The sequence below is a fragment of the Anabaena azotica SJ-1 genome, from assembly GCF_047275885.1.
Lineage (GTDB): Bacteria > Cyanobacteriota > Cyanobacteriia > Cyanobacteriales > Nostocaceae > Trichormus_B > Trichormus_B azotica_A.
In genome coordinates, this window is sequence record NZ_CP178454.1 from 1,153,402 (window position 1) to 1,175,719 (window position 22,318).

The 22,318-nt window shown below is 37.1% G+C and carries 24 protein-coding genes, 1 other RNA gene and 1 pseudogene; 15 read left to right on the top strand and 11 right to left on the bottom strand.

Annotated features, from left to right (window positions below):
* Positions 1-151: 151 nt before the first annotated feature.
* From atpE to ACLLO5_RS05005, 6 genes are all read left to right on the top strand, one after another.
* Positions 152-397: an ATP synthase F0 subunit C gene (gene atpE, locus ACLLO5_RS04980; RefSeq protein ID WP_013192016.1), complete on the top strand. Its 246-nt coding sequence runs from the start codon at positions 152-154 to the stop codon at positions 395-397.
* A gap of 261 nt (positions 398-658) precedes the next feature.
* Positions 659-1,090 carry a F0F1 ATP synthase subunit B' gene (locus ACLLO5_RS04985; RefSeq protein WP_413174378.1) on the top strand — a complete coding sequence of 144 codons (432 nt, stop codon included), beginning with the start codon at positions 659-661 and terminating at the stop codon, positions 1,088-1,090.
* Positions 1,091-1,233: 143 nt separating this feature from the next.
* Complete coding sequence (locus ACLLO5_RS04990) at positions 1,234-1,776, top strand: F0F1 ATP synthase subunit B (RefSeq protein WP_413174379.1); 543 nt, start codon at positions 1,234-1,236, stop codon at positions 1,774-1,776.
* A 2-nt stretch (positions 1,777-1,778) separates the two neighbouring features.
* Positions 1,779-2,333, top strand: coding sequence for an ATP synthase F1 subunit delta (atpH, locus tag ACLLO5_RS04995; RefSeq protein ID WP_413174380.1), 555 nt, complete (start codon positions 1,779-1,781; stop codon positions 2,331-2,333).
* 112 nt (positions 2,334-2,445) lie between these two features.
* On the top strand, positions 2,446-3,966 hold the full coding sequence (gene atpA, locus ACLLO5_RS05000) for a F0F1 ATP synthase subunit alpha (RefSeq protein WP_413174381.1): 1,521 nt from the start codon (positions 2,446-2,448) through the stop codon (positions 3,964-3,966).
* Positions 3,967-4,055: 89 nt separating this feature from the next.
* Positions 4,056-5,003: a F0F1 ATP synthase subunit gamma gene (locus tag ACLLO5_RS05005; RefSeq protein WP_413174382.1), complete on the top strand. Its 948-nt coding sequence runs from the start codon at positions 4,056-4,058 to the stop codon at positions 5,001-5,003.
* Positions 5,004-5,123: 120 nt separating this feature from the next.
* Here the strand turns inward: ACLLO5_RS05005 and ACLLO5_RS05010 are convergent, their stop codons facing one another.
* The 10 genes from ACLLO5_RS05010 to ACLLO5_RS05055 form a co-directional block, all read right to left on the bottom strand.
* Complete coding sequence (locus ACLLO5_RS05010) at positions 5,124-5,579, bottom strand: type II toxin-antitoxin system VapC family toxin (protein WP_413174383.1); 456 nt, start codon at positions 5,577-5,579, stop codon at positions 5,124-5,126.
* Between the two features lie 17 nt (positions 5,580-5,596).
* Entirely contained in the window at positions 5,597-5,932 is a 336-nt protein-coding gene (locus ACLLO5_RS05015) for a hypothetical protein (RefSeq protein WP_413174384.1), read from the bottom strand.
* A gap of 283 nt (positions 5,933-6,215) precedes the next feature.
* Positions 6,216-6,473, bottom strand: coding sequence for a hypothetical protein (locus ACLLO5_RS05020; protein WP_413174385.1), 258 nt, complete (start codon positions 6,471-6,473; stop codon positions 6,216-6,218).
* Positions 6,474-6,528: 55 nt separating this feature from the next.
* Positions 6,529-6,918 (bottom strand): type II toxin-antitoxin system VapC family toxin, encoded by a 390-nt coding sequence (locus ACLLO5_RS05025; RefSeq protein WP_413174386.1) that lies wholly within the window; start codon positions 6,916-6,918, stop codon positions 6,529-6,531.
* Positions 6,915-7,142 carry a DUF2281 domain-containing protein gene (locus tag ACLLO5_RS05030; RefSeq protein ID WP_413174387.1) on the bottom strand — a complete coding sequence of 76 codons (228 nt, stop codon included), beginning with the start codon at positions 7,140-7,142 and terminating at the stop codon, positions 6,915-6,917. Before ACLLO5_RS05030 ends, ACLLO5_RS05025 begins: the two co-directional genes overlap by 4 nt.
* Positions 7,143-7,192: 50 nt before the next feature.
* The gene (locus ACLLO5_RS05035) at positions 7,193-7,330 is read right to left on the bottom strand and encodes a hypothetical protein (protein WP_413174388.1); all 138 of its coding nucleotides are present in this window, start codon (positions 7,328-7,330) and stop codon (positions 7,193-7,195) included.
* 246 nt (positions 7,331-7,576) lie between these two features.
* Complete coding sequence (locus tag ACLLO5_RS05040) at positions 7,577-7,819, bottom strand: type II toxin-antitoxin system HicA family toxin (RefSeq protein ID WP_413174389.1); 243 nt, start codon at positions 7,817-7,819, stop codon at positions 7,577-7,579.
* A gap of 187 nt (positions 7,820-8,006) precedes the next feature.
* Positions 8,007-8,228: a type II toxin-antitoxin system HicB family antitoxin gene (locus tag ACLLO5_RS05045; protein WP_413174390.1), complete on the bottom strand. Its 222-nt coding sequence runs from the start codon at positions 8,226-8,228 to the stop codon at positions 8,007-8,009.
* 115 nt (positions 8,229-8,343) lie between these two features.
* Entirely contained in the window at positions 8,344-9,678 is a 1,335-nt protein-coding gene (locus ACLLO5_RS05050; protein ID WP_413174391.1) for a hypothetical protein, read from the bottom strand.
* Between the two features lie 178 nt (positions 9,679-9,856).
* Positions 9,857-10,492, bottom strand: a complete 636-nt coding sequence (locus ACLLO5_RS05055; protein ID WP_413174392.1) for a Uma2 family endonuclease — start codon at positions 10,490-10,492, stop codon at positions 9,857-9,859.
* Between the two features lie 123 nt (positions 10,493-10,615).
* Here ACLLO5_RS05055 and ssrA point away from each other — a divergent pair.
* Positions 10,616-11,006: a transfer-messenger RNA gene (ssrA, locus tag ACLLO5_RS05060) on the top strand.
* 300 nt (positions 11,007-11,306) lie between these two features.
* Here ssrA and topA read toward each other — a convergent pair.
* Positions 11,307-13,478 carry a type I DNA topoisomerase gene (gene topA / locus ACLLO5_RS05065; protein ID WP_413174393.1) on the bottom strand — a complete coding sequence of 724 codons (2,172 nt, stop codon included), beginning with the start codon at positions 13,476-13,478 and terminating at the stop codon, positions 11,307-11,309.
* A gap of 172 nt (positions 13,479-13,650) precedes the next feature.
* Here topA and ACLLO5_RS05070 point away from each other — a divergent pair, with 172 nt between their 5' ends.
* The 8 genes and pseudogenes from ACLLO5_RS05070 to ACLLO5_RS05105 all read left to right on the top strand — a co-directional run bounded on the left by ACLLO5_RS05070 (position 13,651) and on the right by ACLLO5_RS05105 (position 22,274).
* Positions 13,651-14,703, top strand: coding sequence for a BMP family protein (locus tag ACLLO5_RS05070; protein ID WP_413174395.1), 1,053 nt, complete (start codon positions 13,651-13,653; stop codon positions 14,701-14,703).
* Positions 14,704-14,976: 273 nt separating this feature from the next.
* A complete protein-coding gene (locus ACLLO5_RS05075; protein WP_413174396.1) occupies positions 14,977-15,378 on the top strand; it encodes a hypothetical protein in 402 nt (133 codons plus the stop codon).
* 42 nt (positions 15,379-15,420) lie between these two features.
* Positions 15,421-16,701, top strand: a pseudogene (locus ACLLO5_RS05080) (hypothetical protein); the annotation flags it as partial.
* A 537-nt stretch (positions 16,702-17,238) separates the two neighbouring features.
* Complete coding sequence (locus tag ACLLO5_RS05085) at positions 17,239-18,687, top strand: hypothetical protein (RefSeq protein ID WP_413176012.1); 1,449 nt, start codon at positions 17,239-17,241, stop codon at positions 18,685-18,687.
* Positions 18,688-18,984: 297 nt separating this feature from the next.
* Positions 18,985-20,472 carry an ABC transporter ATP-binding protein gene (locus tag ACLLO5_RS05090; protein ID WP_413174397.1) on the top strand — a complete coding sequence of 496 codons (1,488 nt, stop codon included), beginning with the start codon at positions 18,985-18,987 and terminating at the stop codon, positions 20,470-20,472.
* Positions 20,456-20,887 (top strand): XisH family protein, encoded by a 432-nt coding sequence (locus tag ACLLO5_RS05095; RefSeq protein WP_413174398.1) that lies wholly within the window; start codon positions 20,456-20,458, stop codon positions 20,885-20,887. The genes ACLLO5_RS05090 and ACLLO5_RS05095 overlap by 17 nt, the downstream gene beginning before the upstream one ends.
* Positions 20,863-21,210, top strand: a complete 348-nt coding sequence (locus ACLLO5_RS05100; protein WP_413174399.1) for a XisI protein — start codon at positions 20,863-20,865, stop codon at positions 21,208-21,210. Before ACLLO5_RS05095 ends, ACLLO5_RS05100 begins: the two co-directional genes overlap by 25 nt.
* 20 nt (positions 21,211-21,230) lie before the next feature.
* A complete protein-coding gene (locus ACLLO5_RS05105) occupies positions 21,231-22,274 on the top strand; it encodes an ABC transporter permease (RefSeq protein WP_413174400.1) in 1,044 nt (347 codons plus the stop codon).
* Positions 22,275-22,318: the final 44 nt, after the last annotated feature.

Below are 22,318 nucleotides of genomic sequence, written 5' to 3' on the forward strand. Positions count from 1 at the left end.
CAGTATGGCTTACGCCACGTTGCACTATCAGACGAGCAAACTTGCTCCAGATATCGCTTAGGCGATTTAAAAACCTAGTGTAGTGTAAAAAACACACATCTAGTTGTCACGTACATTTGTAATTTTTGTAGTTAAAGCAAGGAAAATCGTCATGGATCCATTAGTACAAGCTGCTTCAGTTCTAGCTGCTGCTCTCGCTATCGGTTTAGCTGCAATTGGACCTGGTATTGGTCAAGGTAATGCAGCAGGTCAAGCAGTAGAAGGTATTGCCCGTCAGCCAGAAGCAGAAGGAAAAATTCGCGGCACACTACTTTTAACCTTAGCGTTCATGGAATCCCTGACAATTTACGGTCTGGTCATCGCGCTAGTATTGTTGTTTGCTAACCCCTTCGCCTAAGACCTAAAAAGTTTTGTTAGTGTAGAGACGTGAGAGATGTTTAGCTAGAATTTGCTAGACATAATCACGCCTCTACAACTGACAATTTTTTGAGAATTTACAGCCAGCGGCTAGAAAAATCACTGCTACCTGTGGACTGGATAGTGTTGATACTGCCAGAGTTAAGCAGGAAAAAATGTGAGCAATTGTGAGCATTTTTTGGAGTGGCTGGATGATGTTACTAGCCTTTGAAAATTACTATCCCAGCCCCAGAGGAGAGAAATGTTTGATTTCGATGCTACCTTGCCATTAATGGCATTGCAGTTCCTGTTGCTGGCAGCTTTGTTGAATGTAATTTTCTACAAGCCTATGACCAAGGTATTGGATGATCGGGATAATTATGTCCGTACCAATAACCTTGATGCTCGTGAACGCTTGGCAAAAGCTGAACGCTTAACCCAAGAGTATGAGCAACAACTAGCATCAGCCCGTAGACAGTCGCAACTGACAATGGAAACTGCTCAGGCTGAAGCTAAGAAAATTACGGCACAGAAAATAGCCCAAGCTCAACAAGAAGCACAAGCTCAACGAGAACAAGCTGCTAAAGAAATAGAGCAGCAAAAGCAAGCAGCTATGGCTACCTTAGAGCAGCAAGTTGATGCCCTCAGCAGCCAGATTCTAGAAAAACTATTAGGGCCAGCATTGGTGAAATAGGTAATACTATCTCGCCAAATTGGTGCTATCAAAGCATAAACACATAAGGGCATTAGTCCCAGCGTGCTGAAATTAAGTGTCCAAAAAGGCACTTTTTTCCCTGTAGGGAAAAATCAACGAATTAGCGAGCAGCGCACTTGTAGATGGGTAACATGGGCAACTTTTTATTACTTGCCACAGAACATTCTGAAATGGCAGAAGGTGGTTTCGGTCTAAACCTAGACATCCTAGAAACCAATCTCATTAACTTAGTGCTTCTGATTGGCATACTATTCTACTTTGGACGTAAAGTTTTAACTAACATCTTGAATGAGCGACGCTCAAATATTGAAAGCGTTATTCAAGATGCAGAAAGCCGCTTGAAGGAAGCACAAACTGCTTTGGCACAAGTACAGGAGCAGTTGACACAGGCTCAGGCAGAAGCACAAAGAATCACCCAAGTAGCTGAAGAAAAGGCTCAAGCTGCTAGAGAGGCAATTCTAGCACGGGCGACTCTGGATGTAGAACGTTTGAAAGAAACTGCGGCGGCTGATTTGAATGCGGAAACAGAGCGAGCGATCGCCCAACTCCGTCAACAAGTGGTAGCTATGGCACTCAAAAAGGCAGAAGCACAACTGCAAACAGGCATTGCCGAGGATGCTCAACAAATTTTAATTGAGCGCAGCATCGCGCAACTGGGAGCTTGACCATGAAAAGTAATGCAGCCACAGCCGAAGTAGCTCAACCTTACGCACAGGCTTTATTATCCATCGCCCAATCACACAATCTGACAGAAGAGTTTGGGACAGATGCGAGAACATTGATTAACTTGCTCTCAGGCTCTCAAGAACTCCAAAACTTTTTGGATAATCCTTTTATCGAGTCTGACAACAAGAAGAATCTGCTCAAACAAATCGTAGGGGAAGGAGCAAGTCCTTATCTACGTAATTTCTTACTGTTTTTGGTCGATAGACGACGCATAGCCTTCTTAGAAGCAATTCTAGATCAGTATTTAGCTTTGTTACGGCAACTAAATCAAACCGTCTTAGCTGAAGTTACATCTGCTGTTGCTTTGACAGAAGCACAACTGGAAGCAGTGAAAACAAAGGTTGTTGCTATCACCAAAGCACGGGAAGTAGAAATCTCTACCAAGATAGACTCCGATTTAATTGGTGGTGTCATCATCAAAGTTGGTTCTCAAGTGATAGACGCTAGTTTGCGCGGTCAACTCCGTCGTCTTTCCTTGCGCTTAACCAGTAACTAGGAATTGGAGACTGGGGACTGGGTAAAATTTTTACCGATTACTCAATCACCAATCACCAATTACCAATCATCATTAACTTCTTCCGTCTCGACAGAAAATTACAGATAGTCACATGAGCATTTCCATTAGACCTGACGAAATCAGCAACATTATCCAACAGCAAATCGAGCAATACGACCAAGAGGTGAAAGTTGCTAACGTTGGTACTGTGCTACAAGTAGGTGACGGTATTGCCCGGATCTATGGTCTAGAAAAGGCTATGGCTGGGGAACTCCTAGAATTTGAAGATGGCACAATTGGTATCGCCCAAAACTTAGAAGAAGATAACGTCGGTGCGGTACTGATGGGAGAAGGTCGGGACATTCAAGAAGGTAGCTCCGTAACTGCTACTGGTAGAATTGCCCAAGTAGGTGTAGGCGAAGTCCTCATTGGTCGTGTTGTTGATGCTTTGGGTCGTCCTATTGATGGTAAAGGTGATCCTAAGACTACCGAAACTCGATTAATTGAATCCCCAGCACCTGGTATTATTGCCCGTCGGTCTGTACACGAACCGATGCAAACAGGTATCACCGCAATTGATTCCATGATTCCCGTCGGCCGTGGTCAACGGGAATTAATCATTGGCGACCGTCAAACAGGTAAAACTGCGATCGCAATTGACACCATCATCAACCAAAAAGGTGAAGATGTAGTTTGCGTTTACGTAGCGATCGGTCAAAAAGCTTCCACAGTTGCTAACGTAGTCCAAACCTTACAAGAAAAAGGCGCAATGGACTACACCGTAGTTGTAGCAGCTAACGCCAGTGACCCAGCAACCTTACAATTCCTCGCACCTTACACAGGCGCAACAATTGCTGAATACTTCATGTATAAAGGCAAAGCGACCTTAGTAATTTACGATGACCTTTCCAAGCAAGCACAGGCTTATCGCCAAATGTCCTTGCTACTACGTCGTCCACCCGGACGGGAAGCGTATCCTGGAGATGTATTCTACATTCACTCCCGCTTGTTGGAACGTGCTGCTAAACTCAGCGACGAACTAGGTAAAGGTAGCATGACTGCCCTACCTATCATCGAAACCCAAGCTGGTGACGTATCTGCATACATTCCTACCAACGTAATTTCCATCACAGACGGTCAGATTTTCTTGTCTTCCGACTTGTTTAACTCTGGTATCCGTCCCGCTGTAAACCCCGGTATCTCCGTATCCCGTGTAGGTTCTGCGGCACAAACCAAGGCAATGAAAAAAGTTGCTGGTAAGATTAAACTGGAATTGGCACAGTTTGATGACCTTCAAGCTTTCGCACAATTTGCTTCTGACTTAGATAAAGCCACCCAAGACCAGTTAGCACGTGGTGTCCGCTTACGGGAACTCCTCAAACAGCCCCAAAACGACCCCCTATCCGTAGCTGAACAAGTAGCAGTTCTTTACGCTGGTATTAACGGTTATTTGGATGACATTGCTGTAAATAAAGTCACCAGCTTTGCTAAAGGTCTACGCGATTACTTGAAGACTGGTAATACAGCTTATTACCAAGCAGTACAAGGTAGCAAAGTCCTTGGTGATCCAGAAGAAGCAGCATTGAAAACCGCTATCTCTGAGTTCAAAAAGACCTTCCAAGCAGCAGCGTAATCAAGGAGTCAGGAGTCAGGAGTCAGAAGATAAGACTATTCCTGCCTTCTGAATCCTGAGTTCTCAATTCTGAATTCTTGTAGAATATTATGGCTAATCTCAAAGCAATACGCGATCGCATTCAGTCGGTCAAAAACACCAAAAAAATCACAGAAGCCATGCGGCTGGTAGCAGCAGCGCGGGTACGTCGCGCCCAAGAACAGGTAATTGCTACCCGTCCCTTTGCTGACCGCTTGGCACAAGTATTGTATGGCTTACAAACCCGGTTGCGGTTTGAAGATGTCAACTTACCACTACTCAGAAAACGGGCAGTTAAATCAGTCGGTTTATTAGTAGTTTCCGGCGACCGTGGTCTGTGTGGTGGTTACAATGGTAACGTAATCCGTCGTGCAGAAAATCGTGTCAAAGAACTGCAAGCAGAAGGTGTAGATACCACCCTTGTAATTGTTGGACGCAAAGCTACCCAATACTTCCAACGTCGCAACTATAAAATTGATGCGACCTACAGCGGCTTAGAACAAATCCCCACCGCAGCGGAAGCAACTAATATTGCTGACGAATTACTTTCTCTGTTTCTTTCCGAAAAAGTAGACAGAATCGAATTAGTTTATACCAAATTCGTTTCTTTGGTTAGTTCTCGTCCTGTAGTCCAAACCTTGTTACCTTTAGATACCCAAGGTTTAGAAGCAGCAGATGATGAAGTCTTCCGCTTAACTACCCGTGGTGGTCAGTTCCAAGTCGAACGGGAAAAAGTCGTTAGTCAAGTTAAGGCTTTACCCCGTGACATGATTTTCGAGCAAGACCCAGTACAAATTCTCGATTCTTTGTTACCCTTGTATCTGAGCAATCAGCTATTAAGAGCATTACAAGAATCCGCAGCTAGTGAACTAGCAGCACGGATGACAGCGATGAGTAACGCCAGCGAGAACGCAGGGGAATTGATTAGTACCCTAACTCTCTCTTACAACAAAGCCCGTCAAGCCGCAATTACCCAGGAACTTCTGGAAGTTGTCGGTGGTGCAGAAGCACTAACTTAATATGGTGATTGGTGATTGGTAATGGGTAGTTGTAAAATCAACTATAGCCAATCATCAATTACTAAATTTTTGAATATATAAATACTGCATAAAAAATTACTTAAAACTTTGATATTTAATCTAAATTATCATTTGCCATTCACGAGCATCTACAAATAAGGATAAATGTTTAACATTAGTAGTAGCTACAATAACTTGATTTCCATTTAATTCTTCTATTTTTGCTTGTGCTGCTAAAATGACATCACCATCAAGGGATTTTGGATCAGCAGTTGGTTTTCCCGTGTTTCTAACTTCTGCCCAAAATTGTGCTGCTAAAAGCATGGTAGCAGTAGTAATAGATAAGTAAGTAATCGCCTGTTTGAGTTGATCTAAACGTTTAATTCCTTTTGTTTTTCCGGCTCTCAGTAGTTGTCGTCTTACTTCATAATCAGCAATTTCAGGTAAAATGACTTGATACCCTTTTAAGGGTAATTCATCTAACCATTCTTTACACTCCTGACAAGTAGAATTAGAAGTTTTAGGATTTGTTACCATTCCTAAAATATTTGTATCGAGTAAAATCAATTTATTCATATAAATTCAGATTAATCTTAAACAGGATTTTCATTATTTTCTTGGCTTAAATATTCCCAAGTTTCTGTTTGTTCTTCTTGTTCTCCTTCTTCTAACCACTCTTTGGTTAATTGTTTGAGTGCTTGATGTTGTTGATTTAAAAGTTTTTCCTGTTGTGCATCTATTTCTGATGGAGAAGGGTTTGAAAGTTCAGGTTTAAAAGTAACACTTTCCCGAAATACTCGCATCATTTGTAGTAAATTCGGCCAGTATTCTTTAGGTGTTGCTTGAATTTCTCGTAAAATTTCTGTGAGATAATTTTCTGCAACAGTGTTATTTAATTCAGGTTTATTAATTAAATCGGATTGAGACATAATGTTTTATTCCTCATATATTGATATGGCAAATATTCTGGCTATTGATAAAAATATAGCAACTTTTTATTTATTTACCGTGTTTATTTACTAATATTCTATCTTCAATTTTTGGTTCTTCAGTACCTAATATGCAAAATCAAACAAAAAAAATTTCGGAAAGCTGACTATACATCAGAAATAAACCATAATTTTGCACATTATTACAAAATATTGCCTCTTTACCCTGTTCCCTCTTTCAGACTGGAGATTTAGTATAACAAGTACGGTAGAATCCGAAAACTCACATTTCTATCTCCTTTCCTGGACTGCGATCTCTAAGATTGGCAAAATCTTCATCTGTAAATTCAATACCCTCCCTTTCCATACGTTCCCGAAAGCGCAAGGTCATTTCCCGGAAATTTTCACCGTCAGGATTAAAACTTTTTATCTCTTCCTTTTCCTTGTTTTGGGATAATTGAGATTTCAGTAAGTTAAGTAGAAAAGTTTTATTTTCTATAGATAAATCATCCAGAGATTTAATTATTTCTTGTAATGTCATTGTCAAACCTCCTCAATCATGATCATGATAAATACCTTATTTTTAACTAAATGAATTACCAAATTATTTGGATATTAAACAAGTTAATTTTGGAATCACAAGTTACCAAAGGTAAATTCAAATAAAACGCCGTAGCGGTAATAATCCGATCTGCCATTTCTGGAACAATATTCCTGGGGATTTGTGTAATTGTTTGAGCAACTTCTAAATTTAGAGAAATTACAGACCATCCAGTATTACTATTTGCTAAAATTTCAATAAATCTTTGTAATGCTGTCTCTGGTATTTTGCCTTTTTCCTGTAAGTAAATAATTTCAATAATCGAAATAGAAGGTATATAAACTGAATCTGCTTGATCAATTGCTGTTAATGCCGCATTTGATAGTTTTGGAGATTTTAGAAAATACCAAATAATAGCATGAGTATCTAATACAATAGCTCTCACAATTCAATATCCTTGGGAAATTTAGCCCACATTTCTTGGCGAATTTCTGTAATATCTTGTTCTGTAATATTTATATCCAAGTCACTCCATAACCCGTAAAAACTAGGACGTGGGTTTTTTGGTGGTAATTTATGTTTGAGAAATTGAATAAAATCTAAAACTTCTTGTTGTTTATCGGTTGGTAATTCTCGCAGATTTTCTAAAACTGCTTGTTCAATGGTCATAGTTTCACCTCTACTACTAGGCTATTATTCTAATATAAATGAAATCAGCATTAACTAATAGCAGAACCACCAGAAAAACCCAGGCAAGGTACATTTTTAAAAAATTCAAGAGTAATTCCCGCTTGAGGTTGAAAATTAACTTTATAATAGTTATCTTTTTGTACAGTATCAATTGTATATAGTCTCATAATTATTTTCAACTATCAAAATTTACTATTTAACTTCATATTGGACTGAAAAACCCAATCCGTAATTATCGAATTGGGTTTTATTGTTTTTGACCTACCGCAAGAAATGTACCCAGTGCTAGGTCAGCCTAGACATACTCAGTTATTTATTTTTTTAAGAGCTATTGAGATATTTTAAACTTCTCAGTTTTAAACACCAACCATAATCAAGTTTTTGTAAACTAGCAACCATTTTTTTACCTTACCTTACTTCACTAACTGGCTGAATGTTGAACAGACTTTTTTGTGATGTCGGTTCAAGTCTTCCTTAGTAGCACCTAGCTGGGCTAGGATTTCGTACAGAAGCCAACCCCCAATCTCAGGATAAACTGGTATTGTGGTTGCTCGTCCATCTGGATGCTTCCAGCGCACATGATCACCTTTTTGGCGTTTTCTTTCAAAGCCAAGATCAGATGCTAGTCTTTCCAGTTCTCGTGTTTTTACTGGCATATATTTGCCCTAATAGTGGACTACACAGATAGCACGGGAGAAAGACTTTCTTGAGGAAGGTTATGGAGTTGTCTAGGCTTTGTAGCCAGAATAACACAAAAAATAATACTGCCAAACACTTAATATATTTGGCAGTTTGTTATAAATAATGGTTTGATAGTTGCTGAGAAGATGATTTCTCAGTGTGTTAGTTTTCACGGAAGATACCAAGTTTAACGTCTTCAGGAAAAGGTTTTCCTTCTTCTTCGTACTCTTCTAGAATCATCTCAAATACGTCTTGTAGTTTTTTCAGGGCTTCGTGTTGGGTTTGTCCCAAAGCATGACAGCTAGGAATAGCGGGAATATAGGCAACGAAAGTACCATTGTCATCAGGACGAATAACATTGATATAGTCTTGGAGGGATTTCATATTACAACCATACTCTCACTACAAATGTAACATATTATGGTTACTTATGGCGGCAAACTGTAAGTTTATGGATATTTACCAACATTTTAAACCTGAAATGGTGAATTGTATCATTCTAAATTTCTAAAGGTTTACTAAAATATTCCAGAACTTTTCTAGCTATAAATTTAACTAATTCAATGTCGTATCCTAGTTTTTGAGCTTCCTCTGACAATGGTAGAATAAATTTTCTTTGATCAGTTGGGTCATTTTTTGTATGAACTACTTGACACCGTATATCATAAATGCGAATTGCTGTTTTATTTCTAATATCGCCTCCTGTACTAAGAGGACTTTCTTTAATTGTGATATCATTCCATTTGTTATAGTTTTCAAAGAACTTTTGTCTATCTTTTTTTTCTTGAAAGAATGATCTTAGTTCTTCCCTATTCACACAATGTTTAATAGTTAATTTCAACAGGTCTTCTTCAGTTTGACTACGTATTATGCCTATTATTTTATCAAATAAATTATTTATGTTACTATCTAATGTTTCTTCAGATTCGTAAAATGATGGATCTTTAATTGTTTCTTTCATAATTCTTAATGCTTCCTTATTGAAAAATTTAGGAAAATAACATTCAATTACTTGGTAATAATGTAAATATTGTGATACAGGCATTTCTTCTTCTGAAAGAGCATAAATGTACAAAGATAGGGGCTTTTCTTCGTACTCGTACATTTTTTTAATATCTACTGTAGGCTTAAATGGAATTTTATTCTTAATTAAATCTCTGTTCCTTTCCGCTTTTAAATCACTCAGTGATTTAGAATATGATCCTTGATCTGACAAATAAATTGAGAGTCCCGTTTTATAATTTAATTCCAAAATAAGTACAGTCGCAACTTTTTTCAAAATTTCTAAAGCCTGTTCATGGGATGAAATTGTTACTTGTTCTATACGGATAGTAGAATATTGCTTAATTTGAGGTTGAGAAATGGGGTCTTTAAGTGTTGCTAAAACTGAAAATGTTGGCGTAGATAAACCAACAGATAATTTAATGCTTGAGTAATTATCATCATTAATGTTAATAACTGTCCTTGAATTTTCTTCTTCATTGTTGATTCTAGGTTTAATTAAATTTTTATAAATTGAATCATGTCCTTGCGGCCTATCTTCACAGTCAATCATTGCTTCAATATACTTATCTTCGATGGAATAATAAGTATGAAAATCACTCATACCACTAATTTTTTTAATGGTCTCAAAAAAAATATCATCTCTTGGTATTAATTTTGCTTCGTTATGTGTAATGTAAATATTAATATAATCATTCCCAGCATTTAGCTTCAGACAAAATCCATGATTAATATTTTCTTGATTAAGTCGCTCTATGTCAAGATTTGCTCGTTGACAACGTTCTTCAAGTTGCTGAAGTAATAGTAAATTATCTGCTGATTCGGTAGACATATTAATTTAAAATGATGTTGTAAACCAAGATATTATAAAATATAAACAACTAACTCAATAAGAGAAAGACATTATACTTAGTGAAATTTAACAAAATAAAAGTTTAATTACCTAACTTGCTACAGTCAGCTACTCACAATATTCTCAATCATTATTTAGTCCAAATTCAAATTTCCGATTATTCTTGAATTTGACTTCTCACCCAATCTCTAAATTCTCTAACTAATTCCAAATATTTTTTACTACCAGAATTTTTCAAGAAATTGGAAATTTCTGTTAAAGGTAAATTAGGAAAAGCTAAACTTTCATCAACAACTATATATTTACCATCTTCTAAAATATTAATAGTAAATACATTACCATCATATCGCCAAATTTCTGGCACACCCATTTCTGCATAGACCGCAAAACGATCTTTTGAACTGCTAGTAATATCAATCTCCACAACTAAATCAGGTGGTGGATCTTGTTCTAAATTAATTCTAGTTTTACCTTGAATGAACTTGATATTTTTGATATAGAAACATTCATCAGGTTCTCCACCAGATATTTCTGGACGTTTGAAAGTAGTAGAACCTAGAGGATCAATATCTAATTCTAATTCCTCCGCTAAAGCTTCTACAAAGCGACCAACAATTTTTTTATAACGTTCATGTTCAGGGGAAGGAGCCATTATTTCTAAATTACCCCGATAATAAGTTAAGCGAAAACGGCTAGTGGTACTGAGTTCATTTAGCAAACTCTCATAAGTATGCCAACTAATCCCTGATAAATGGACAATTTCTTGCGGTTGCATCAGAATTTGGCTAGTCATGGCGTATTACTATACCTGTAAACTATCTATCTCTAACTTTAATTTATTCCCAAAATAAAATAGCTATACCTTTTATTTGTCAAATGGCAAAAATGCGTACTATAATAGAAATATGAAAGACACGGGGCTTTAACGGTTTCGACAGGTTGGCGAAAGCTGCTCTGTGATTCAGGTCGAGAGCGAGTCACCTCTCGGAAATCAAAGACTCGAAAAAAAAGTAAATGCGAACAATATCGTAAAATTTGCTCGTCGGGAAGCTCTAGTAGCTGCCTAAGAAACCTCTTTTAGGTTCGAGCGTCTTTAATTTGACTCCGTTAAGGATTAAAGACCTAACCCCAACGGATGCTTCAGTAAGCGTTCTCTGGTTGGCTTGCTGACTAAGATTAAATCAGAGCATCCTACGTTCGGGATAATGAACGATTCCCGCCTTGAGGGTCAGAAAGGCTAAACCTGTGAACGAGCGGGGGGTTAATACCCAATTTGGACATGGGTTCAATTCCCATAAGCTCCACTTTCAATAATTAACAAATCCACTTCACACTTTTATGTGTGGGTGGGTTTTGTTTTTAGGAGGAAATAAAAAATAATTGGGCTTGCTTAATAAATCTAAAACTTAGAGATATCAAGACTTTGAAGGTTAAAACAGGTGAATCAGGTGCAAGGAATAAGCGTTGAAACTGTTCATTTACCTATCACTTTTCCAGGTTCAAGATGATTCTTATCTTCTTCTAATTCTTCCTCCTGACTCCTGACTCCTGACTCCTGACTCCTAGCCCTAACGAAAAAACTTTTTCAACAAACCCGAATTGATGTTTTAACCAATTAAATTTAAATTCCCAAATTTAGGACTCCACCATCCTTTTGCGGTATGGAAATAAGCCACATCTTTATGTTTCTTATCCTTCCATGAATCTTGACCAGAACACCGCAACATAGTTTTATTTTGTCCATCTTTAATATAGCTGTATTCCTCCAAAGGTTTTTTACATACTGGACAGGGATATGAAGTAAGTTTTGCGGAAGGTTTGGGAGTATTTTCATCTGGAGATGTTTTAGTTTTGGGTGCTTCCCAAGTTTTGTTAAAATCGCTCCAAAATAGAACAATATTTTCACAGCCACTCACACATTTAAGAAAGTATTTTTTCTTAACTTTACTGCTGGGAATTTTAGCTAAAAAGTTCTTACAATCAGGACAACGAGTTCTAGAAGTTTCATATTTGCGCTCAACTAAATTATTACTTTTAGCTGGAGATGATGAATTGACAACTACAGTTTTAGCTTTGGAAAGTGCTGGTACAAAATAATTTTGATTCCAACTAGTTAGGTAATGTTGCCAAGAGTTTTTCCCTTCAGAAATTGCGTCTAGTGCATCTTCCATTTTGGCGGTGAATTCCGCTTCTAATAAATCTGGTAAAGCCTTTTGTAAAAAATCATCAACTTCTAAACCTAAAGCTGTAGGTTGAAGATTGTCTTTTTTCAATTCCACATAATTGCGTTTCTTTAAAGTAGCAATTGTAGGGGAAAATGTACTAGGACGACCAATACCTTTGCGTTCCATCAATTGTACCAGTTTTGGTTCGCTGTATCTTGGTGGTGGTTGGGTCTGTTTCTTTTCATGTCCGGCATTTTCTAAAGTTAGTGTTTGTCCCTGTTGTAAAAGAGGTAAAACGGCATCTTTACCAAGATTAGGCCAATACTTGGCATAACCGTAAAATTCTACAACCTGCCCTCTAGCTTGCCAGAGGAGATTTCCTGATTGAGTAATGATTAGAGTTTTTCTAACTTGTGCGGGACGACATTGGGAAGCGATCGCTCTTTTCCAAATCATCACATACAGGTTAAACTCATCTTCAGGTAATTCTGCCCGTAACTGCACCGAAGGACGAAAAACATCTGTAGGACGAATGGCTTCATGTGCTTCCTGTGCTGTTTTACTACTGCGATGCTTCGCTACTTGCTGGGGGACATTCTGCGGGTCATTTTGTTCTAACCATTGACGCGCACTGGCACAAAATTCAGGACTCAGCATCACTGAATCGGTTCGCATATATGTAATTAACCCTACCTCATATAGCTTTTGTGCCACCTGCATGGTTTTCTCAGGGGCAAATTTCAACTTGGAACCGGCTGCTTGTTGGAGGGTTGAGGTGATAAATGGTGGAGGTGGTTGACGATTAACAAGTTTCCCTTCCACTTGAATAATTTGATGCGGATAACGTTTTGCTTCCTCAACCAATCTTGTGGCTTCTGCTTCTGAGAGAACGCGCTTAGATTCGGGTTTTTCTGTGCTATTACTAGCTGCATCATCATGAGTTTCCGTTTCTGCTTCTGGTGTTTCTGTGGGAGTATTGGCTGTACCTTTGTAAAAAGCCCGGAATCCTTCTTGATAATCTACCCAAACACTCCAGTAATCTTGGGGGACAAAGACTTGAATTTCTCTTTCGCGCTGACAAATCAGGTGTAATGTGGCGCTTTGGACTCTACCTACGCTTTTTGCACCGTTATTTAATGCCCAAACTAGGGGACTGCCTTTGTATCCTACCAGCTTGTCAAGGCAATCTCGACATAATCCTGCACCGATTAAATTGGAGTCAAGTTTTCTGGGATGTGCGATCGCATTTTTGACCGCAGATGCTGTAATCTCTGTGTATACTACTCGCTTTGGTTCTCTTAATCCTAACGTTTCTTTAAGATGCCAAGCAATGGTTTCTCCTTCCCTGTCTGGGTCTGTTGCTAAAACGACCTCATCAACCTGTCTAACCGCCGCTTTTAATTGCTGAATCGTTTCCTTTGCCCGTTGGTCACGGGGAACATAATTGCAGCGAACACTATTACCATCCATTGTAAATCCCAGTGAATCATCACCCTCATTGCTGAGTTCGCGGATATGTCCACAACTAGCGCGAACAATCCAATCTGCACCGAGAATTTGACTCAGCTTTTTGACTTTTCCCGGTGATTCAACCACTAAGAGACGTTTGGACATGGCACTTATTTTTTATATTCATTAATTCATCCGCGTTTATCTGCGTTTATCTGCGTTCAATTATTCTTAATATCTTATTCTATACATCTTCATATTAACGTGGTATTACATAGCTAATGTTAAAATATTTTATCGTGTATTCAAAAGATAATTTTACAGGGACATCAAATCAGTGATTAACTTAAATCGGCGGAAATTTATTATATATAGTTCAGCTACATTAGGTACTAGTTTACTACTAAAAGCCTGTACTAATAACCCTAATGCAAATCCTACATCTACACCCACAACAGCTAATAGTGGTGAAAAATTAAAAATAGCCATTGTCCTCCCTGGAGTCATCACAGATAAAGCTTGGAATCAATCCGGTTATGAAGGTGTTAACCTCGCTAAACAAAAGCTGGGTGCAGAAATTGCTTATGTAGAAAATGTAGCACAAGCAGATCAAACTGAAGCATTAACAGATTTTGCTCGTAAAGGCTACAATGTAGTATTTGCACATGGCGGACAATTTGATGCCGCAATAGAACAAGTTGCTTCCCAATTTCCTAATACTTTTTTTGTTGCCGTGAATGGTTCTATTAAAGGTGATAATATAGCCGCTTTGCGAATAGATCATTTACAAGCTAGTTATTTATGTGGAATCATTGGTGCTTCTGTCACTAAATCTAATAAATTAGCTTACATTGCTGGGCAGGAATTTGAAGCAACACAGCAAGAATTACGCGGATTTGATTTAGGGGCAAAATCTGTAAATCCAAAAATTCAAATTACTCCTACTTTTATTGGTGATTGGAATGATGTTGTTAAGGCTAAAGAAGCAACTCTGGCTTTAATTTCTGCTGGTAATGATGTAATTTTTCAATGGTTAGATAATTCTTCAGCCACAGTTTTACAAACAGCAAGTGATAAAGGAGTTTATGCTTTTGGAAATACAAAGGATCAGTTAGATATTGCCCCGAAAGCAATTTTAACCAGTGCGGTTAAACGGTTAGATTTAGCGATCGCTTATTTAGCAGAGTTAGCCCAGAAAAAAGAATTAAAAGGAGAAATATATACGATTGGTTTGGAAAAACCAGAGATTTTATATTTGGGTAAGTTTGGAGTGGTGAAGCCGGAAATTCAAGAGAAAGTGATGAAAATAAAACAGGAAATTGTGGATAAGAAAATCATTTTTGAGTCATGTAAACAAGGTGGAAAAGATACCCGTTGTGTGAAGAAATGATGTGAATTTCTGTCAGAATCAGGCGGTTATCGAGCGTTCACGAAGTGTGTCGAAGACAAGTCGAGATAATATCCAGGATTTAAGGATTTACAGGATGTGATTGCATCTGATGCAATGTATGGCATTGGGATAGCTTGTGCTTAAATATGACCAAGCCTTTTGTACCGTAATAATGAGAGAGATTACTGAGAGATTTACCAAAATGTACATTCTGTGATAATCTAAATCTCAAAGATACGTATTTTCCCGGTTATAAATTGTTGAGGATTGACTATGGAGATAATTATTGCTGCTTTAATCGCTGGTGCTACTGCTGCTGCTAAGGATACCGCAGGACAAGCTGTTAAAGATGCTTATAAAGGGTTGAAAGATTTGATTAAGGCGAAGTTTGTTGAACAGGGTAAAGAAGATGATAGCAATATGGTAGATAAGCATGAGAAAAAGCTAGATTCAGAAGCTTTTAAAGCATTGCTTAAAGAAGAGTTAACTAATTTAGGAGTTGATAAGGATGCAGAAATTATTAAAGCAGCCGAAGAAGTAATGAAAAAAGAAGATCCTCAAGGATTTCAAGATGGCAAATATAACACAACTGTCACAGTTCAAGGTGATGTATTTGGTGTGGCTGGGACAAATCAGGGAACAGTTAATATTGGTGGAGTAAATAAGGGTAAATAAGTTATTTATAACTGAGTTTAATCAAATTTAATTAACATTAAAATGACGGAAAATCCTTCCAGTATAAATGCTGAAGGTGATGTTTTGGGCGTTGCTGGAACAAATACAGGAACTGTCAATATTTATATTTCTCAAACATCATCTGATACTGATATTCATGCCCAAAAGCTGATTGAACGTTCTCCCTATTTGGGACTAAGTAAATTTGAAACGAAAGATAGGAGTAAATTTTTTGGTCGAGATATTTGGATTAATGAATTAACAAATCACCTCAAACAAAAGAATGTTCTCTTACTTTTAGGGGCATCAGGAAGCGGTAAATCATCCTTGATTCGAGCCGGTTTAATTCCTGCCTTGGAAGATCAATCTGGTTATGAAAAATTAATAAATTTAACTTTTGTTCCTGATGATAATCCCTTTGAATCTTTTTATGCTGGTCTTCTGAGTCAAAATTATAAAAGATCAGCAGCAGAACTAGCTCAAACTGTTCAAGAAGATACTCTGATTAAAGTTGTTCAATCTCTTAAACAAGATTCTCAATGGCTGATTTTTATAGATCAATTTGAGGAATTGTTTACGATCACACCGAAACAAGAAAGAGATATTTTTATAAATAGCCTGATTAAATTGATTGATAATGGTGATAATTCAGTCAAAATTATTCTGACTATGCGGGCTGATTTTCTTGATAAATTAAGTCCTTATCTAAAATTAGGAAAAATACATGATTCCTATGGCAAAATGCTCACTGATATGGAGGATAGTGACTTAAGATTGGCGATCGCTGAACCTGCTGCCAGAAATGGAGTAACATTTGAACAGGGATTAATTGAGCAAATTCTTGCTGATTTTCATCAACAGGCTGGTTCTTTACCACTTTTACAATATACTTTAAATAAATTGTGGAAAAAAGATAATAAAGAAGACTGAGTTTTAAATAAACAAACTTATCAAGATTTGGGCGGAGTCACGGGCGCACTTCAACAACAAGCTGATAAAATATACAATCAATTTAATAAAGACGAAAGAAAAGCCGCAGAGAAGATTTTTATCAAATTAATCGGATTAGAACGCAAAGAACCTGTTAGCAAAAGGGCTGATATCACAAGTTTTGATAAAAATGAGACACAAAAAGTTTTATCTGCATTGATTGACAATCGCCTTTTGGTAACTAAAAGAGAAGACGGAAAAGCGACGGTTGAAGTAGCACATGAGGCATTACTGCGATCTTGGAAAGTTTTACAGGATTTAATTCGAGAGAATGAAGAGATAATCATTCTCGGCAATCGCTTATCTGCTGATGCGAAACAGTGGGATGAGTTACGCAACAAAGATTCTCAAAAAGCCAACAATGAACTTTGGAGTGGTTCAAAGTTAGTGCGAATTATTGAACTTAAGAAAGAGCAATCTCTTCCTAATTTAGATGATGATGATATAGCTAAGGAATTTATTAAGGCTAGTGAGACTCAAGCAGAACGCCAAAAGAATGAAAAAATTAGGACAGCGCGAACAATTACCGCAGGTTCATTAGTGGCAGTGGTAATTAGCAGTGGACTGGGTTTGATAGCATGGAATCAGAATAAACAGGCGGAACTCAATCGAGCCAAATCTCTTGGTCAATATTCCTTATCTCTACTTAATGAAAACAAAGACTTAGAGGCTTTTGTCACAGCTATTAAGGCGGGAAAAATCCTGCAAAAGCAAAACAGAACTGACTCAGATGTGATGGCAGCATTACTTCAAGTTGTCTATGGAGCAATTGAACACAATCGTTGGAGTGATATAAAAGTAATAAGTTTGAATCCTAATGACAAAATTCTGGCATTAGTATCGGTTAATGATAAAAGTATCATTAAGCTAATGAGTATAGATGGGCAGTTACTCAAAACTTTCTTTGCTGGAAGCAAAGTTGAAGACCTGAGTTGGAGTCGTGATGGGAAAACCCTATTATCATCGTCAGTTTCAATTAATGATAAAACTATAATCAAACTATGGAGAATAGATGGGCAATTGCTCAAAACTTTCTCAATAATAAATGAAAATTCCGAATACATTTGGCATACTTTGAGTCCCGATGGAAATATACTAGCTAGAACAGATATCAATAATTATTTAACGGGTATTAGTTTGTGGAATAAGGACGGAAATTTGCTAAAGAACTGGCTTGGAAATGCAAATATTATTTACGTTGGAAGTTGGAGTCCTGATGGTAAAATCCTTGCTGTTGGTAACAAAGACGCTAAAATTCAATTCTGGAGCAGGGAGGGAAATTTGCTAAAAACACTTCCCAGTCCTATAAATTTGAATGGTGGTGGGTTTGGAAGTACTACGGGGGCTATTTTTCAATTAGCATGGAGTCCTGATGGAGAAGTTTTAGCTGCTAGTGGCACTGACCAGACCATACAAATCTGGAATCGCGATGGTGAACTAATTGTGAATCTTCCAGGACACGCAACTTATGTTAACAGCTTAAGTTGGAGTAAAAATATTAATGGACAGGATTTTGGTAGACAGCGTTCTGGTAACTACAGCTACGAAGATTTTACTTTAGTTTCCAGTAGTAATGATGGGATAATAAATTTGTGGCAATTTTCAGACAGCGAAATTGGATCGGGATGGGGATGGAAGTTGTTCCAAACTATTAAAACTACTAGTGGTGTCATTACCGTTGATTCGAGTTCTGATGGTAAAAATTTAATTTCTTTAACTAATGACGGAATATTACATATATGGGATATGGGCGGAATAGCTTTATCGACCACCGAACAAGTGGTACGACACACAGACGAGGATAAAAAAAAATTAGAACCAAACACTTTAACTACAATTTTGAGTCCTAATCGCAAAATATTAGCCTCAATAAGTGTAAGTGATGATTTTACAACAAAAGTTGAACTACAAAGTCTGGATAAGCAATCGCTTCATAAGGATATCTCAGCAAAGTCGGTAAACTATGGCAACAGCAGTATTTCCTCCGTTGTTTGGAGTCCCGACAGCAAAACCTTGGCTTTTCTACAGGATAAAATATTAATAAATACTATTTATCAAGAAATAGTAATATGGGATATAGAAGGAGGCACATCAAAAATAATTCCTCTTAAAAGATTTATTAGAAAGTCTAACCCCAAGATTAATTGGAGTCCTAATAGTAAAACTATTTATTTTGATAATGGTAGCCAGAGATTGAAATTCTCTCTAGAACTCAATAATTTACTTATAAACGGGTGTAGTTGGATACATAAATATCTGAAGAATAACCCCAGTGTTGAGGAGAGTGATCGCCATCTTTGTGACGATGTAAAAAAGTAGGGCTTGGTGAATAAGTTTAGAAATGCGTTAGGATCGGGAAAAGATGAGAAAATATACCATTAGATTAAATACGCGACGTAACGCACCAAATTTATTAAAAATAATCCTATAGATTAAGATGCATTACGCTTTGCTCTAAGCGTAGCCATGCCCACAAGGGCTTTACACACCCTACTATTAACTTAAATCCTGGATATCCTGATTCTGACAATTAAAAATTTCAATACTAAAACATTAGAATTTAAAGAACAATCCTGTAAATCCTTAAATCCTGGATATCCTGATTCTGACAAAAAAATGATATATCTCCAATTAGAAAATATTACTAAAAAATTCGGTTCATTTATCGCTAATGACAATATTAACCTAACCGTAGAATCTGGAACAATTCACGGAATATTAGGAGAAAATGGTGCAGGTAAAACCACTTTAATGAATATTTTAAGTGGCTTTTATCAACCAGATTCAGGAAATATTTATTTAGAAAATAAGCCAGTAATTATCAACTCTCCTCGTGAAGCGATTAAATTAGGTATTGGCATGATTTATCAACATTTCATGCTTGTACCCCAATTAACAGTTACAGAAAATATTATTTTGGGAACTGAAACAAAATGGCGTTTAAATCTCCAACAAAAACAACAGGAAATTGCTGATTTATCCCAATTATATCAATTAGAAATTGACCCGAATGCAAAGATTGAATATTTACCAGTGGGAACACAACAACGGGTAGAAATTCTCAAAGTTCTTTACAGAGGGGCAAAATTATTAATTCTTGATGAACCCACAGCAGTTTTAACACCTCAGCAGGTACTATCATTAATTACTATTTTGCGTCAACTTGCTAATACGGGAAATACGATTATTTTTATTAGTCATAAATTAGAAGAAGTGATAAATTTGTGTGATACGGTAACGGTTTTACGTCGGGGTAAAGTCGTCGCTACAATAAATACTCAGAATACCACATCTCAGCAATTAGCGGAATTAATGGTAGGACGGGAAGTGGTTCTAAATTTGCAAAAATCTCCAGCATCTTTAGGAAAAGTATTGTTATCGGTAGAGACTATACAAGTTGCAGATGATAGAGGTGTAAATGCTGTTAAAAATGTCTCTTTTCAATTACGGGAAGGGGAAATTTTAGGAATTGCAGGAGTTGATGGAAATGGACAGCGAGAATTAGCAGATGCGATTGCAGGTTTACAAACTATTAAACAGGGTAAAATTGAATATCATCCCGGAAGTGAAGAAAATTTAAAAGTTGGTTATATTCCCGAAGATAGGCAGAAAATGGGGTTAGTATTACAGTTTAATATTGATGAAAACTTGATTTTAAAGACTTTTAGAAAGTTACCATTTTCTCGGCGATTTTTATTACAAAAACAAGCAATTAAAAATAATGCCCAAGTTGCAATGCAAGCCTTTGATATTAGAATCAATTCTGAAGATGTTAAAGTAAGCCAACTATCAGGAGGAAATCAACAAAAGGTAGTTCTAGCCAGAGAATTAGCAGGAGAACCGAGTTTAATTATTGCTATGCAGCCTACCAGGGGTTTAGATGTGGGTGCAACAGAAGTAGTACATACAAAACTGTTAGCAGAAAGGGGACGAGGGGCGGCTATTGTGTATATCTCCACTGAGTTAGAGGAAGTGATGGCGATTAGCGATCGCATTGCGGTAATGTATAAAGGTGAGTTTGTTGATATTTTGGATGCACAAACAGCCACTATTGAGGAAATTGGGTTGTTAATGGGTGGAGGAAGAAATGTCAGCCAAAGATAAATTTCATGAAGCAGTTAAAAAAGGTCTACAGAAAGAACAGTGGTTAATTACACATGACCCTCTAAGAGTTGACTTTGGTGAAAAGGATGAAGTTAGAATTGACTTAGGTGCAGAAAAGTTATTAGGTGCAGAAAGAGGAGGAGAAAAAATTGCCGTTGAAATTAAAAGTTTTTTGAATGACTCAGCTTTGTTTGATTTTCATACTGCTTTGGGGCAATTTTTAAACTATCGTTTAGCATTAAAAGAAAATGATAGTAAAAGAATTTTATATTTAGCAGTACCTATATCAGCTTATGAGTCATTTTTTCAACGTGATTTACCAAAGGCTTCTATTAAGGAATATCAAGTTAAGCTAATTGTATATGACCCAATTGATGAGGTGATAGTAAAATGGATAGAACAGTTGATAAATTAACATTTTATCGTCATTGTGTTCAAGAATTGTTGACTGAATATAGCAAAAGTAAACCTATTAATGGTGATATAGAAGTTCAAACAATTTTTGATAGAGAACAAGATCATTATCAAGTTATTGATTTAGGCTGGGATAAACATCGTCGCATTTATAACTGCTTAATTCATTTGGATATTAAAGATGGTAAAATTTGGATTCAAAGAAATCAAACAGATACACAAATTGCAAATGAATTAGTAGAAATGGGCGTAATTAAGGAAGATATTATCTTAGGCTTACAGCCAGCTTACGCAAGAGAATACACAGGGTATGGCGTGGCTTAATTCTTATGATTTAACTCATCATGTTTATAGCTAATAGATTTAAGCACCTACTACCAATAATATCACCATTAATTGCCATCGTCTTTGCTCTCTTGGCTGGTGCAATTCTCATTTTGCTTGCTGGTGCTAATCCCATTGTTGCATACACCGCTTTATTTCAAGAATCCCTTTCTACTTATTTTGGTTTTGGTAACACGCTTACTAAAATGACTCCTTTATTATTTACTAGTTTAGGTGTTTTGGTGGCTTTACGTGCTGGACAATTTAATATTGGTGGGGAAGGACAAATTTATTTAGGTGCTTTGGGAAGTAGTTTAATTGGGTTATATATTCACGGTATTCCTGCATTTATTCATATTCCTTTGGCGTTATTTTTTGGATTTCTTTTTGGTGCATTTTGGGGTTTAATTCCTGGTTATCTGAAAGCTATCAAAGGTGTAAATGAAGTAATTACCACTTTGCTGTTAAATTACATTGCTGTGAATTTAATTAGCTATTTGGTACAAAATCCTTTAAAAGCACCAGCAGCACCTAGTCCATATTCGCCATTAATTGCTAAAACTGCCCAATTACCAATTATTTTACCTGGAAGTCTTGCCCATGCCGGAATTTTATTAGCGTTAATTACAGCAGGTGTTCTATGGGTATTATTAACAAAATCGCCTTTAGGATACCAAATTAATGCCGTTGGTTTTAACCCCATAGCCGCCCGTTACGCCAAAATTTCCGTAGAACGCACCATTCTGTTAGTCATGGGTTTAGCGGGTGGTTTAGCTGGTTTAGCAGGTGCTTGTGAGGTGATAGGCTTGAAATATCGCCTATTTGAACAAGTATCACCTGGTTATGGATTTGATGCCATTGCGATCGCTTTTCTAAGTCGTGGTAATGTCTTCGGTATAGTGCTAACTTCCCTGTTTTTCGCCGCTTTGCGTAGTGGTGCCAATATCATGCAGCGCAGCGCCAGTGTACCCTCAACGATAGTTTATGCGATTCAAGGTTTAACAGTATTATTTATTGCGATCGCTTTGGCTTTAGAATATCGGGTAAAAGCAATTAAAAATTAAGTAACAATTCAGGAGTCAGGAGGTTGTAATTCAGCAATCCCTAA

What these genes read in the sequence shown, in the direction of transcription:
- atpH (WP_413174380.1), top strand. Translation starts at nt 1,779, where the DNA reads ATGAAAAGTAATGCAGCCACAGCCGAAGTAGCTCAACCTTACGCACAG.
- ACLLO5_RS05055 (WP_413174392.1), bottom strand. Translation starts at nt 10,492, where the DNA reads ATGACTAGCCAAATTCTGATGCAACCGCAAGAAATTGTCCATTTATCA.
- ACLLO5_RS05005 (WP_413174382.1), top strand. Translation starts at nt 4,056, where the DNA reads ATGGCTAATCTCAAAGCAATACGCGATCGCATTCAGTCGGTCAAAAAC.
- ACLLO5_RS05095 (WP_413174398.1), top strand. Translation starts at nt 20,456, where the DNA reads ATGTCAGCCAAAGATAAATTTCATGAAGCAGTTAAAAAAGGTCTACAG.
- ACLLO5_RS05090 (WP_413174397.1), top strand. Translation starts at nt 18,985, where the DNA reads ATGATATATCTCCAATTAGAAAATATTACTAAAAAATTCGGTTCATTT.
- ACLLO5_RS05045 (WP_413174390.1), bottom strand. Translation starts at nt 8,228, where the DNA reads ATGAAATCCCTCCAAGACTATATCAATGTTATTCGTCCTGATGACAAT.
- topA (WP_413174393.1), bottom strand. Translation starts at nt 13,478, where the DNA reads ATGTCCAAACGTCTCTTAGTGGTTGAATCACCGGGAAAAGTCAAAAAG.
- atpA (WP_413174381.1), top strand. Translation starts at nt 2,446, where the DNA reads ATGAGCATTTCCATTAGACCTGACGAAATCAGCAACATTATCCAACAG.
- ACLLO5_RS04990 (WP_413174379.1), top strand. Translation starts at nt 1,234, where the DNA reads ATGGGTAACATGGGCAACTTTTTATTACTTGCCACAGAACATTCTGAA.
- ACLLO5_RS05030 (WP_413174387.1), bottom strand. Translation starts at nt 7,142, where the DNA reads ATGACCATTGAACAAGCAGTTTTAGAAAATCTGCGAGAATTACCAACC.
- ACLLO5_RS04985 (WP_413174378.1), top strand. Translation starts at nt 659, where the DNA reads ATGTTTGATTTCGATGCTACCTTGCCATTAATGGCATTGCAGTTCCTG.
- ACLLO5_RS05010 (WP_413174383.1), bottom strand. Translation starts at nt 5,579, where the DNA reads ATGAATAAATTGATTTTACTCGATACAAATATTTTAGGAATGGTAACA.
- ACLLO5_RS05050 (WP_413174391.1), bottom strand. Translation starts at nt 9,678, where the DNA reads ATGTCTACCGAATCAGCAGATAATTTACTATTACTTCAGCAACTTGAA.
- ACLLO5_RS05075 (WP_413174396.1), top strand. Translation starts at nt 14,977, where the DNA reads ATGGAGATAATTATTGCTGCTTTAATCGCTGGTGCTACTGCTGCTGCT.
- atpE (WP_013192016.1), top strand. Translation starts at nt 152, where the DNA reads ATGGATCCATTAGTACAAGCTGCTTCAGTTCTAGCTGCTGCTCTCGCT.
- ACLLO5_RS05035 (WP_413174388.1), bottom strand. Translation starts at nt 7,330, where the DNA reads ATGAGACTATATACAATTGATACTGTACAAAAAGATAACTATTATAAA.
- ACLLO5_RS05085 (WP_413176012.1), top strand. Translation starts at nt 17,239, where the DNA reads ATGAGTATAGATGGGCAGTTACTCAAAACTTTCTTTGCTGGAAGCAAA.
- ACLLO5_RS05020 (WP_413174385.1), bottom strand. Translation starts at nt 6,473, where the DNA reads ATGACATTACAAGAAATAATTAAATCTCTGGATGATTTATCTATAGAA.
- ACLLO5_RS05040 (WP_413174389.1), bottom strand. Translation starts at nt 7,819, where the DNA reads ATGCCAGTAAAAACACGAGAACTGGAAAGACTAGCATCTGATCTTGGC.
- ACLLO5_RS05100 (WP_413174399.1), top strand. Translation starts at nt 20,863, where the DNA reads ATGGATAGAACAGTTGATAAATTAACATTTTATCGTCATTGTGTTCAA.
- ACLLO5_RS05105 (WP_413174400.1), top strand. Translation starts at nt 21,231, where the DNA reads ATGTTTATAGCTAATAGATTTAAGCACCTACTACCAATAATATCACCA.
- ACLLO5_RS05015 (WP_413174384.1), bottom strand. Translation starts at nt 5,932, where the DNA reads ATGTCTCAATCCGATTTAATTAATAAACCTGAATTAAATAACACTGTT.